This is a genomic window from Variovorax sp. GW531-E2, from assembly GCF_059423125.1.
This window is the reverse complement of the sequence record NZ_JBWKXQ010000100.1, coordinates 1-13,088: the sequence shown is the minus strand read 5'-3', so window position 1 is coordinate 13,088 and position 13,088 is coordinate 1. Positions and strand designations below refer to the sequence as shown.

10 protein-coding genes and 1 pseudogene are annotated in these 13,088 nt (G+C 70.6%); all 11 read left to right on the top strand.

The genetic code is table 11. The annotated features are described in order from the left end of the window. Positions 1 to 308: 308 nt before the first annotated feature. The gene (locus AC07XP_RS31380; RefSeq protein WP_223301388.1) at positions 309 to 881 is read left to right on the top strand and encodes an RNA polymerase sigma factor; all 573 of its coding nucleotides are present in this window, start codon (positions 309 to 311) and stop codon (positions 879 to 881) included. Beyond that, positions 878 to 1,876, top strand: coding sequence for a FecR family protein (locus AC07XP_RS31375; protein WP_495266861.1), 999 nt, complete (start codon positions 878 to 880; stop codon positions 1,874 to 1,876). The genes AC07XP_RS31380 and AC07XP_RS31375 overlap by 4 nt, the downstream gene beginning before the upstream one ends. Positions 1,877 to 1,947: 71 nt before the next feature. Next, entirely contained in the window at positions 1,948 to 4,446 is a 2,499-nt protein-coding gene (locus AC07XP_RS31370) for a TonB-dependent receptor (RefSeq protein ID WP_495266860.1), read from the top strand. A 1-nt stretch (position 4,447) separates the two neighbouring features. Further along, a complete protein-coding gene (locus tag AC07XP_RS31365) occupies positions 4,448 to 5,839 on the top strand; it encodes an MFS transporter (protein WP_139702536.1) in 1,392 nt (463 codons plus the stop codon). Between the two features lie 50 nt (positions 5,840 to 5,889). Continuing rightward, positions 5,890 to 7,563 (top strand): serine hydrolase domain-containing protein, encoded by a 1,674-nt coding sequence (locus tag AC07XP_RS31360; protein WP_495266859.1) that lies wholly within the window; start codon positions 5,890 to 5,892, stop codon positions 7,561 to 7,563. Then, positions 7,560 to 9,926 (top strand): alpha/beta fold hydrolase, encoded by a 2,367-nt coding sequence (locus AC07XP_RS31355; protein ID WP_495266858.1) that lies wholly within the window; start codon positions 7,560 to 7,562, stop codon positions 9,924 to 9,926. The genes AC07XP_RS31360 and AC07XP_RS31355 overlap by 4 nt, the downstream gene beginning before the upstream one ends. Continuing rightward, positions 9,923 to 11,086 carry an alanine racemase gene (locus tag AC07XP_RS31350; protein ID WP_495266857.1) on the top strand — a complete coding sequence of 388 codons (1,164 nt, stop codon included), beginning with the start codon at positions 9,923 to 9,925 and terminating at the stop codon, positions 11,084 to 11,086. Before AC07XP_RS31355 ends, AC07XP_RS31350 begins: the two co-directional genes overlap by 4 nt. A gap of 30 nt (positions 11,087 to 11,116) precedes the next feature. Next, positions 11,117 to 11,983, top strand: coding sequence for a MotA/TolQ/ExbB proton channel family protein (locus tag AC07XP_RS31345; RefSeq protein WP_495266856.1), 867 nt, complete (start codon positions 11,117 to 11,119; stop codon positions 11,981 to 11,983). 31 nt (positions 11,984 to 12,014) lie between these two features. After that, on the top strand, positions 12,015 to 12,443 hold the full coding sequence (locus AC07XP_RS31340) for an ExbD/TolR family protein (protein ID WP_101488902.1): 429 nt from the start codon (positions 12,015 to 12,017) through the stop codon (positions 12,441 to 12,443). A 22-nt stretch (positions 12,444 to 12,465) separates the two neighbouring features. Continuing rightward, positions 12,466 to 12,903, top strand: coding sequence for an ExbD/TolR family protein (locus tag AC07XP_RS31335; protein ID WP_139702542.1), 438 nt, complete (start codon positions 12,466 to 12,468; stop codon positions 12,901 to 12,903). Then, a pseudogene (locus AC07XP_RS31330) lies at positions 12,900 to 13,088 on the top strand (energy transducer TonB); the annotation flags it as partial. The gene AC07XP_RS31335 and the pseudogene AC07XP_RS31330, both read left to right, overlap by 4 nt.

The window sequence follows — 13,088 nt, the reverse complement described above, 5'->3', positions numbered from 1 at the left end:
CAAGGAAGGTGGGGGGCTGCCTCCGGATTCGAATCATGTCGGTCTGTTTTCCGCGAATTGGTTTTTCTTCTGCCCCCGGTGAGACGAGTTCGAGCGCACTTTCCGGTAACGGGGCAAGGGGGAAAAGCCCTCGGGCCCGGCCTTCTAGAATTTCCGGGTCCGCCGCCGGGCATGGGAATTCAAGGAAATTTCGCCGGCGGGCCTTCGCGCGTTACCGGAAATCTTCGGGCCGTTCGTCTCACTGTCTGTCGCCAATCCCGGCGACCTGCCGCTTTGTGTGTCGGCCCTTCAATTTCCAGGAGCGCTTCGTGGTTCTCAGTGACTTGGATGCCTGGTTCGTCAGCGAGGTGCTGCCGATGGAAGCCGCGCTCACGCGCTTCCTTCGCCGCAACTGGCGCGACGACGCCGAAGTGCCCGACCTGCGGCAGGACGTCTACGTGCGCATTTACGAGTCCGCCTCCAGATCCATGCCCGACCAGGTCAAGCCTTTCGTTTTTGCCACCGCGCGCAACCTGCTGATCGACCGCGCCCGGCGCGCGCAGATCGTTTCCATCGAGATCATTGCCGACCTCGACGCGCTCGATTTCTCGGCCGACGAGCTCACGCCCGAACGCCACGCCGCCGGCCGCGGCGAGCTGCGGCTGCTGCAGACGGCGCTCGACGCGCTGCCCTCCAAGTGCCGCCGCGTGGTCGAGATGCGCAAGATCGACGGGCTCTCGCAGCGCGAGGTCGCCACGCAGCTGGGCATCACCGAGGACACGGTGGAGCGCCAGGTCTCGCGCGGCGTGCGCGCCCTGGCCGACGCCCTGCTGTCGGGCGGCGTGCAGCTGGACACCAAGGCCTTCGGGCGAGCGCAGAACGAGCGGAGGCTCTCACCATGAGCGAAGCGCAGCGCATCGAATCGTTGGCCGCCGACTGGCTGGCCCGCCGCGACAGCGGCGACTGGACCGACACCGACCAGCAGCAGCTGGACGCCTGGATCGCCGCCTCCATCGCCCACCGCGTGGCCTGGCTGCGGCTGTCCAGCGCGTGGGAGCGCGGCGACCGGCTGGGCGCGCTGCGCACACCGGCGATTCCCATTCCCCTGCCCACGCCGGCGCCCGCACCGCAGGCCGAACGTCCGGCCCCGCGCCTGTCGCGCTTCTCGCTGCAACGCATCGCCGCCGGCGTGCTCGTGGCCGCCGCCGGCACCGCCTGGCTCGGCTGGCAGTACACGCAGGAAGAACGCGGCCAGCACTACGCCACGGCCGTGGGTGCGCGCCAGTCGGTCGCGTTGTCCGACGGCTCGAAGCTCACGCTGAACACCGCCACGCAGGTGCGCACGGCCGTGAACGACAGCGGGCGCAAGGTGTGGCTGGACGCGGGCGAGGCCTACTTCGACATCGCGCACGACAAGAACCATCCCTTCGTGGTCATCGCCGGCGACCGCCGCATCACCGTGCTGGGCACGCGCTTTCTCGTGCGACGCCAGGGCGAGCAGGTGAACGTGACGGTGGAGGAAGGGCGCGTACAGATCGCCGCGGCCAAGCCCGATGCCCGAAGCGCCGAGCCCACCGTGCTCACGCGCAACCAGGCGGCGGTCACGCATGCCGACAACGTGCTCGTGATGTCCAAGGCACCCAAGCAGGTCGACGACGAACTCAGCTGGCGCGAAGGCAAGCTCGTGTTCGACCAGACCACGCTGGGCGACGCGGCCGCGCAGTTCAATCGCTACAACCTGCGCAAGCTGGTGATCGCCGACCCGGTCATCGCGCAGGTGCGCATCGGCGGCAGCTTCGATGCGAACAACATGAGCGGCTTCGTGGGGCTTCTGAAGCAGGGCTTCGGTCTTGCCGCGCATGAGAGCGGCAACGAAATCAGAATTTCGAATCCGTAAATTACCGGAATGTGACGGGGCATTCGTCTCAGTGGGTACCCAAACAAATAACCACGCTGGAGACACACACAATGAATCGCACCGCGCCCCGCACCGGCCTGCCGCCCCAGAAGAAGAAGCGAACGTACGGCGCACTGCGCCCCTGGGTCATCGGCGGCGCGTGGGCGCTGGCCAGCGGCATGGCCGCGCACGCACAGACGCAGGCCCCGCCGCAGGGCTTCGACGTGAGCGGCGGCGATCTCAAGACCGCGCTCGACGCCTACATCGCGCAGGGCGGCGTGCAGCTGCTCTACAAGGTCGACGACGTGAAGGGCGTGGCCACGCGCGGCGTGAAGGGTGCGCTGTCGCCGCAGGACGCGCTGGCGCGGCTGCTCGAAGGCACGCCGCTGCAGACGCGCCGCGGTGACGACGGCGCCATCGTGATCTACACGGCCGCCGCTGCTGCCAAGCCGCAGGCCGACGAGGCGCCGCAGTCGCTCGACAGCGTCACCATCACCGCCACGCGCCGCCGCGAGCCGGTGCGCGAGATCCCGATGCAGGTCAACGTGATGAAGGCCCAGGCACTGGAGCGCGCCGGCGCCAAGAACCTGGCCGACTACGTGGCCGAGCAGCCGGGCGTGAACCTCACCAGCAGCGGCAGCGTGGGCGGCACGCTCACCATGCGCGGGCTGACCACCGGCCCGGTGCAGGGCATCGCGACCGTGGGCGTGTATGTGGACGACGTGGCCACCGGCATGAGCTCGGCCGGCGCGAGCGGCGGCAACACGCCGCTGGACATGGGCATGCTCGACCTGAGCCACATCGAGGTGCTGCGCGGCCCGCAGGGCACGCTGTACGGCGCCGGCGCCATGAGCGGCGTGCTCAAGTACGTGACCAACCAGCCCGACACCATGGAGTTCGCGGGCTCGGTGAAGCTGGGCACCTCGTGGACGCAGGGCGGCGGCCCCGGCTTCACGACCGGCGCGGTGCTCAACGTGCCGCTCAAGGAAGACGTGGCGGCCGTGCGCTTCGCCGCCTTCACCGACCAGTTCGGCGGCAGCTACGACGCCACGGGCCTGGCGCGCGGGCGCAACATCGACCGCGGCCACACCGACGGCGGGCGGGTCTCGCTGCTGCTCACGCCCACGCGCGAACTCACGGTGCGCCTCACGGGCACGGTGCAGGACGTGCATCGCAAGGGCCTGGGCTTCGAGGACATGGACCAGCGCACGCTGCGCCCCTGGACGCGGGAGCGCACGCGCCAGCTGTCGGCCAACGAGTCGTACAGCAACCTCACGCAGCTGTTCGGGCTGGACGTGGAATACGACTTCGGCTGGGCCCGCCTGAACTCGATCACCTCCGCGCAGGACGTGAAGATCAACAACACCGTCGACGTCACCGGCCGCTACGGGCCGATGCTGAGCGCGCTGCGCCTGCCGGTGGCCTCGGTGCCGGTGAACAGCGCCGTGGAGCAGCACCGCATCAGCCAGGAGTTCCGCCTGACCTCGCGCTCGGGCACCACCATCGAGTGGCTGGCGGGCCTGTACCTGAATCGCGAACGCGGCAGCAACAACGGCGTCATGGACGCCAACCTGATCGGGGGCCGCAGCCTCGGCCTGCTGACCTCGACGCAGTCCTCGCGCTACCGCGAGGAGGCGGCCTACGGCGACGTCACCTGGAACGTGACGCCCAAGTTCTCGCTCACCGGCGGCGTGCGCCTGGCGCGCAACAACCAGAAGTACGCCAGCCGCCAGACCGGCCAGCTCGTCGGGTCGGTCGCCGCCAGTGCCGCCGGCACCTCGTCGGAAAGCCCGACCACCTACCTGGCCGCGGCCAAGTACACGCTGTCGGACACGAGCACCATGTACTTCCGCGCGGCCAGCGGCTATCGCCCCGGCGGTCCCAACGTGCTCAAGGCCGACACCGACCGCAACGTGGTGCAGCCGATGTACAACTCCGACTCGCTGTGGAGCTACGAGCTGGGCTACAAGGCCGACCTGCTGGACCGCACGCTGTCGCTGGAGGCGGCGCTGTACGACATCGAGTGGACCGGCGTGCAGCAGCCCACGCGCAGCGGCGCCTTCGTGTTCGTCACCAACGCGGGCGCGGCCCGCATCAAGGGCAGCGAGGTCACGCTCAACTGGAAGCCCAGCAAGGAATGGCGCTTCACCGCCAATGCCGCGGCCGTCGATGCGCGCCTGACCGAGGATGCCAAGGGCCTGGGCGCCAAGGCCGGCGCGCGCCTGCCGCACACGCCGCGCTTTGCCGCCACGCTGGGCGTGACGCGCAACTTCAGCCTCGCCGACCACCCGGCCTACGTCGGCATCAGCGCGCGCTACACCGGCAAGCGCGATGCGGGCTACCGCGGCAGCACGGCCATTCCGAGCATCAACATGCCGGCCTACACGCTGGTCGACCTGCAGGCGGGCATCGACTTCAAGCGCTTCAGCGTCTCGGCCTACGTGCGCAACCTGACGAACAAGCGCGGCATCGTGTCGATCGAAACCGGACTCAACGCGAACCCGAACCTGGTGACCGCGGCGCTCGTGCCGGCGCGCACCATCGGCGTGAACGTCAACGTTCCGTTCTGACATGTCGGGCCTCCCACCGTTCGCGGCACCGATGCCGCTGGATGCGGCCGCCCCTGCGGCCCTGGAAACGACCCGCAAGGCGCCCACCAGCGCCTGGTATGCGCTGGCGGTGCTCATCATCGCGACGGTGCTGGGCTCGATCGACAAGGTCATCCTCACGCTGCTGACGGAGCCGATCCGCCAGACGCTGTCGCTGTCCGACACGCAGCTCGGGCTGCTGCAGGGCGCGGGCATCGTGCTGTTCACCGGCATCGCCACCTTGCCGCTGGGCTGGCTCAGCGACCGCTACGACCGGCGCGTGGTGCTCGCGGCCTGCGTGGTGCTGTGGAGCGCCGCCACCGCCATGCGCGGCACGGCCATGGACTACGGCGTGCTGTTCGTCGCCTCCGTCGGCCTGGGCGTGGGCGAGGCGGGCCTCACGCCCATCACCAACAGCATGATCCCCGACCTGTTCCCGCGGGCGCAGCGGGTGCTGGCGAATGCGGTGTTCGCGCTGTCGGCCATCTTCGGCAGTGCGCTGGGCGCGCTGCTGGGCGGCACCATCGTGCACCTCACCGACGATCTGCGGCCCTGGCTGCCCGTCGCGATGCAGCAGCTCGAAGCCTGGCGCCTGACCTTCTTCGTGCTGGCCAGCGCCGGCATTCCGGTGACGCTGCTGGTGCTGTCGATCCGACGCACGCCGCGCGGCGGCGCACTGGAAGCCAAAGCAACGCCCGGGGCACCGGCCGCCGACGCACCGGGCGCCACGACCCTGCGCCAGCACCTGCGCCAGCACTGGCGCACCTTCGCGGGCCTGGTGGTCGGCGTGGGCCTGACCAGCGTGGGCCTGAGCTCGCTGGGCACCTGGCTGCCGATCCTCACGGCGCGCACCTACGGCGTCACGCCGGTGCAGATGGGGCAGGGCATGGGCCTGGCCTTCCTGTGCGGCACGGTGGCCGGCGGCCTGCTGGGCGTGCTGTCGATGCGTTACGTGCAGCCGCGCATGGGGCCGGCTGCGGCGCTGCGGCTGATCATGCTGGGCAATCTCTCGGCGGCGCTGATGTCGACGCTGCTGCTGTTCACGAGCTCGGCCAACCACAACTTCGCGCTGCTGGGGCTGCTGGTGGTGCCGCTCATCGGCAGCGCGGTGCTGCTGCCCAACGTGCTGCAGGACGCGGCGCCGCCGCACCTGCGCGCCCGCACCATCGCCATGCTCACGCTGGCCAGCCTGCCCTTCGGCGTGGTGGGTCCGCTGGTGGTGGGCATGTTGTCGGACGCCCTCAAGTCGATGCCCAACGGGCTGGCGGTGTCCATCGTCGTGACCACGCTGGTCGGCGGCAGCCTGGGCGCCATGGTGCTGCGCGCCGCCGAAGGCCCGTTCGTTCGCCTGATGCGCGAGGCGAAGCCGAACTGAGCCTGCTGCGTCGAGATTCCGCTCCCCCTTTCATCGTTCGTTGTTCCTCCATGTCACAACCACACCCTTCAGCTCCTCTTTCCGACACCGCTTCCGCACTGGCCGCCATCGACGCGCTGGTGGCGCCCCTGAACCGCAGCGATGCGCCCGGCCTGGTGCTGGCCATCGCGCAGCATGGCCGCCTGCTGTACCGCCGCGCCGTCGGCATGGCCAGCCTGGAGATGGGCGTGGCGCTCACGCCGACCACGCGCATGCGCATCGCCTCCACCAGCAAGCACTTCACGGCGATGGCCGTGCTGCTGCTGGCGGAAGACGGCCTTCTCGACGTGGAAGACCCGGTGCAGAAGTACCTGCCCGAGCTGCCGCAACTGAGCGCCAACGGCCCCACGCTGCGCCACCTGCTCACGCACACCAGCGGCTGGCGCGGCCACGACGAGCTGTGGGCCATTGCGCACGGCCTCACGTTCACGCTGCCCGGCCCGGGCCTGCCGGCCATGGCGCGCCAGAGCGAGCTGAACTTCGAGCCCGGCACGCACATGGTCTACAGCAACGGCGGCTACTTCCTGCTGGCCAAGATCGTCGAGCGCGTGAGCGGCCGCAGCTTCAACGAGTTCCTGAAGGCGCGCCTCTTCGACCCGCTCGGCATGGCCGACACCTCGTCGGTGGTGACCGACCTGGACGTGGTCCCCGGCATGGCCGGCCTGTACATGCCCGCGCCCGGCGGCGGCTGGCGCCGCGGCCTGTACCCGTGCGAACTCGACGGCGGCGGCTCGCTGGTGTCGACGGCGGACGACATGCTGCGCTGGCTCGCCCACATGCACGGCAGCGAGAAGATCGTGGGCAGCGCGAAGAGCTGGGCCCTGCTGTCGGCGCCCACCACGCTGTCGTCGGGCTCGAAGGTGAACTACGGCTTCGGCCTCGCGCGCCACCCGTACCGCGGCGTCGAGATCGTGCACCACGCGGGCGCCGTGCTCGGCGCGCAGTCGCAGATGATCAGCGTGCCCAGCCACGGGCTGGACATCATCGCCATGGTGAACGGCGCGCCGGTGTCGCCGTCGGCGTTGGCCCTCAAGGTGATCGAGCTGCTGCTGGGCAACGCGCTCGCGCCGCCCGAGGTGCGCCCGCTGGCCAGCGCCTTCCCCGCGCTGCCCGGCCAGCGCTACCACGCACCCTCCACCGGCGGTCTGCTGGGCTTTGCGGACGTGGCCGGCAAGCTGGCGCTGTCGTGGCAGGCCGGCGAGGCCAGGCCCTTGAACCAGGGCGACGGCAAGCTGTGGCTGGGCCTGCAGGACCTGCCGACGAACGACCTCGTGATCGACACCGTCGACATCGACCCGCAACGCGCACCCGATGCCTTCGTGCTGCATGAAGGCGGCCAGCCGCGCCGCTTCGAGCGCCTGCCCGAGACCGCGCCCGATGCCGCGTCGCTCGCCGACGAACTGTGCGGCGACTACACCAGCCCCGACCTCGACGCCACCGCGCGGATGGTGTTGGTGGACGGCCGATTGCAGCTCACGGTGCAGGGCCGCCACGGCCAGCACGCGTGCGTGCTGACGCCGCTGTCGGCCGACGTGGCGACGCTCGCCTCGGTCGACCCGGTGCTGGCCCAGCTGGGCAAATCGGTTCTCAACGTGGAGCGCAAGGGCGGCCGGGTCGTGGGACTGCTGTTTGCCACCACGCGCTCGCGAAACATCCACCTTGCCCGCCAGGAGCCTCGCGCATGAAGTTCTTCACCACCCTGTTCGCCACCGAAACCAACACCTTCGTCTCGGCCCCCACCGGCCTGGGCAGCTACGAGGAATACGGCATCTTCCGCGGCGATGCCAGCACGCGCGACGCCACCGGCTACGGCCTGTACGCGGTGGAAGTGCGCCGGCAGCTGGCCGCCGAAGGCCATGAAACGGTCGAGAGCCTGCTGGCCTTCGCACAGCCGCTGGGGCGCACCGTGCGCAGCGTGTACGAGCGCCTGCGCGACGAGATCCTGGACGACCTGCGCAAAGCCGGCCCGGTCGACGGCGTGATCCTCGTGCTGCACGGCGCGATGGTGGCCGACGGCTACGACGACTGTGAAGGCGACGTGATCTCGCGCGTGCGCGAGATCGTCGGGCCGAACGTGCCCATCGGCGTCTCGCTCGACCTGCACTGCCACTTCACGCAGAAGATGCTGAACACGGCCGACGCGATCATTTGCTACAAGGAATATCCGCACACCGATGCGTTCGAGCGCCTGACCGAGCTGATCCGCATCGTGGTCGACACCGCGCAGGGCCGCGTGAAGCCCGTGACGGCCGTGCACGACTGCCGCATGGTCGGCAAGTGGCACACCACGCGCGAACCGATGGCCGGCTTCGTGCGCCGCATGCAGGACGCCGAAAAGCTGCCGGGCGTGCTCTCGGTGTCGCTGGGCCATGGCTTCCCTTGGGCCGACGTGCCCGAGTCGGGCGCCAAGCTGTGGGTGGTGACCGACAACGACCCCGCGCTCGCCGCCAAGCTCGCCGAAGAACTCGGCCGCGGCTTCTGGGACCTGCGCCACGAGACCGGCGTGCCCTCGCTCTCGATCGAGGAAACGCTCGCCAAAGCCATGGCCGTGCAGGGCGGCCCCGTGGTCATCGCCGACACCGCCGACAACCCCGGCGGCGGCGCCACCAGCGACAGCACCTTCATGCTGCGCGCCGTGGTCGAGCGCGGCATCGGCGACGTGGCCTTCGGCGGCGTGTGGGACCTGGGCGCGGTGCAGCTGTGCCGCGACGCGGGCGTGGGCGCGAGCTTCGAGCTGCGCCTGGGCGGCAAGTGCGGCCCGGCCTCGGGTGACCCGATCGACCTGCACGTGACCGTGATGAACGTGGTGGAGGCGCATTCGCAGGGCGGCCTGTCGGGCGTGCGCACGCCCATGGGCCCGTGCGTGTGGGTGCAGGCGGCCGACGGCGTGGACATCGTGCTCATCAGCAAGCGCAACCAGGTCATCGGCGCGGACCTCTTCACGGGCCTGGGCATCGACTTGGCGGGCAAGAAGCTGGTCATCGTGAAGTCGGCGCAGCACTTCCACGCGGAGTTCGGGCCCCTGGCCAAGTCGGTGCTGTACGTGTCGACGCCGGCCTCGCTGAGCACCGACTTCGCCAACCTGCCGTACCGCGTGCGCGACCTGGACTACTGGCCGCGCGTGGAGCAACCCGGTCGCCCGCACCACATGGCCGCGCCCGGCGAGCTCTACACCATCGACGGCCGCGCCATGCACCTGCAGCGCAGCGGCCCCGTGCCGGCCAGCGCCGCACAGCCCACGCTCGTCATCGAGGCCGGCGGCGGCTGCGCCTCGCCGACCTACGCGCGCCTGCAGCAGGCGCTGGCGGCCAAGCACCCGGTGATCAGCTACGACCGCGCCGGCATGGGCTGGAGCGACGCCGACGACGCGCCCTTCGACGGCGAGCGCACCGCGCACCGCCTGCATGCGCTGCTCGAGGCCGCCGGCGTGACGGGCCCGATCGTGCTCGTCGGCCATTCGCTCGGCGGCCTGCTGAACCGGGTCTACGCAGGCCTGTACCCGCAGCAGGTCGCAGGCGTGGTGATGCTCGACGCCAGCCACCCCGACCAGTTCGCGATGTACGAGCACCCGCCCGAATCGCAGTTCGCGGCCGAGCGCGTCAAGCGCGCGGACTTCCAGGCCGGCGGCCCGCCGCCGCCGGAGCAGGCGCCCATCGAGGCCCTGTTCGCCGACATGCCGCAGGTGCTGCGCCAGATGAAGGCGACCTACACGCCCGAAGCGCTCGACACCATGGTGGCCGAGGTGCGCGGCCTGCCGCACGTCGCGCGCCAGGCGGCCGCGTCGCCCGACTTCGGCTCGCGTCCGCTGGCCGTGCTGTGGGCCAGGCAGCAGCCGCTGCCGGCCGGTGCGGACCCGGCCATTGCCGCGGTGCAGCAGCGCTGGCCCGAGTTCCAGGAAGCGCATGCGGCGCTGTCGACGCAACGCCGCCTGGCCTGCATCGAAGGCGCGGCGCACATGACGCTGGTGCTGCTGCCGCCGCTGGTTCAGCGCGTGGCCGAGGAAATCGACGCCGTGATGGCGCAGATCGCCTCCGGAACCGGCCGATGACGCCCCTGGCCGAACTCACCACGCCCGCGCTGCTGCTCGACGTCGGCGTGCTCGAACGCAATTGCGAAGCGATGGCGCAGCGCGCGGCGCGCCACGGCGTGGCGCTGCGCCCGCACCTGAAGACCGCCAAGTCGGCGGAGGTGGCGCGCCGCGCCACGCGCGGGCAGGCCGGCGGGCTCACGGTGTCGACCGTGGCCGAGGCCGCCTACTTCGCGCGCCACGGCTTCACCGACCTGACCTACGCCGTGGGCATCGACGCGAACAAGATCGAGGCGCTGCACGACATCCAGCGCACGCACGGCGCGCGCGTGACGCTGCTGGCCGATTCGGTCGAGGCCGTGCAGACGGCCGGCGCCCGCGCGCAGGCGCTGGGCGCCAGCTTTCGCGTGCTGCTGGAGATCGACACGGGCGGCGGCCGCGGCGGTGTCGGTCCGCGCGACGACGGCCTGCTGTCGCTCGCGCGCGAGGTGCAGCGCAGCGAATCGCTGGCGCTGGCCGGCGTGCTCACGCATGCGGGCCACAGCTACCACGTGCAGGGTGGCACGGCGATCCGCGCCATCGCCGAGGCCGAGCGCGCCGGCGCCGTGCATGCGGCCGAGCGGCTGCGCGCGGTCGGCATCCCGGTCGAGGTGGTGAGCGTGGGCTCCACGCCCACGGCCGTGTGCGCGCAGACGCTCGAGGGCGTCACCGAGATGCGCCCCGGCGTCTACACCTTCTTCGACCTGGACCAGGCGGCGCGCGGCATCTGCGGCGTGGACGAGATCGCGCTGTCGGTGCTGGCCACGGTGATCGGCCACAACCCGCGCTCGCGCCGCGTGCTGATCGACGCCGGCGCGCTCGCGCTGTCGAAGGACCAGTCGGCGGCCGAGTTTCGCGCCGGCCTGGGCTTCGGGCTGGTGTGCCGGGCCGAGGGCACGGTGCCGCTGCCCGGCCTGTGCGTGGCCGAGCTGCACCAGGAGCACGGCCTCATCGCCTGCGAGGGTGATGAAGAAGCGCAAGCCATGTTCCGCGCGCTGCCCCTGGGCGCCCGCGTGCGCGTGCTGCCGCACCACGCCTGCATGACGGCCGCGCCCTACGACCGCTACCACGTGGTGGACGGCGCGGGCAGCGGCGTGCAGGCGGTCTGGGACAAGGCGCACGGCTGGCAGGCCGGCGCCTGAAGCCAATCAATTTTTCTGGAGAAGACAACGATGACGAAGACATTCCTTGCACGGCTGACGGCCGTGGCCGCGCCCTTTGTTCTGGCCCTCGGCCTGGGCAGCGCGCCGCAACTCGCAGGCGCCCAGACGCCGGCCGCACCGCAGGCCGCGGCCAGTGCTGCTGCCGCCACGCCGGCGCCCGTGGCGGTGCCTGAAAAGCCCGCCGCCCCGGTTGCCGCACCGACCGCCACAGCCAAGGTCGACAACCCCTACGGCGTGGGCGCGCTCTGGTCGCAGAGCGATGCCGTCGCCAAGGCCGTGCTCGCCATCCTGGCGATCATGTCGATGGGCAGCTGGTACGTGATCGTCACCAAGCTGCTCGAGCAGATGCGCATGGGCCGCCAGGCGCGCGCGGTCGACAACGAGTTCTGGAACGCGGGCACCGTGCAGGCCGGCACCGCGCGGCTGGCCGAGGGCAGCCCGTTCCGCTTCATCGCCGACGCCGGCATGCAGGCCACGCAGAAGCACGACGGCCTGCGCGGCAAGGTCGACTTCGCCGACTTCGTCGACCTGTGCATCCACCGCGCCACCGAGCGCGTGCAGCGGCGCCTGGGCAACGGCATGTCGCTGCTGGCCACCGTAGGTTCCACCGCGCCCTTCGTCGGCCTGTTCGGCACCGTCTGGGGCATCTACCACGCGCTCACCGCCATCGGCGTGGCGGGCCAGGCGTCGATCGACAAGGTGGCCGGCCCGGTGGGCGAGGCGCTCATCATGACCGCCATCGGCCTGGCCGTGGCCGTGCCCGCGGTGCTGGGCTACAACTGGCTCCTGCGCCGCAACATCACCGTGATGGACGACGTGCGCGAGTTCAGCGGCGAGCTGCACTCCGTGATCCTGGCCGGCAGCGCCGCGGCCTGACGCGCGCCCACGCACGCAAGCGGATCGCGCCATGGCGATGAACATCCCGGCCTCCGGGGGAGACGAGGAACAGGCCATTGCGGCCATCAACACCACGCCGCTGGTCGACGTGATGCTGGTGCTGCTGATCATCTTCCTCATCACCATCCCGGTGGTCAATTACTCGGTGCCCGTCGCGGTGCCGAAGGAGCGCAACGAGGTGCGCGAGAGCAAGCCCGAGACCGTCGTGATCTCGGTGGACGCCAGCGGCCGTACCTACTGGTACGACACGCCGGTGCAGGGCACGCCCGCGCTGGTGGCGCGGCTCACCAAGGTGGCGGCCCTGAACCCGCAGCCCGAGGTGCACATCCGCGGCGACTGGCATTCCGACTACGAGCCGGTGGGCCGGATCATCTACGCCTGCCAGGCGGCCGGGATCGCCAAGGTGGGCTTCATCACCGAGCCGCCCGCGCGCAACTGAGACGAGACGAGACAAGCAAGCCATGCCAAGAAAACAGAAGCAGGGGCGGCGCAGCAGCACGCCTTCCGACGAGCCGATGATGGACATCAACACCACGCCGCTCATCGACGTGATGCTGGTGCTGCTGATCATGCTGATCATCACCATCCCGATCCAGCTGCATTCGGTGAACCTGAACATGCCCACCGGCAACCCGCCGCCCAGCGAGCTCAAGCCCGAGGTGCTGCGCATCGACATCGACGCGCTCAGCGTCGTGCAGTGGAACGGCGAGCCGCTGGCCGACCGCGGCGAGATGGAACGGCGCTTCGAGCAGGTCGCCGCGCAGGCCGTGCAGCCCGAGGTGCACCTGCGCCCCGACCGGCGCGCCAAGTACGAGGTGGTGGCCGGCGTGATGGCCTCGGCGCAGCGCACGGGCGTGAGCAAGCTGGGCATCGTGGGCGCGGAGCAGTTCATCCCATGAAGCGCTCCCGCAAGGACTTCAACCCGAAATCGCGCTTCGGCCCCGTGGGCATCGCGGTGATGGTGCTGTTCCACGTCGGCGTGGGCTATGCGCTCGTGTCGGGGCTCGCGCGCCAGACGGTCGAGCTGATCAAGAAGCCGATGGACGCGACCATCATCAGCGAGATCAAGCCGCCGCCCCCACCG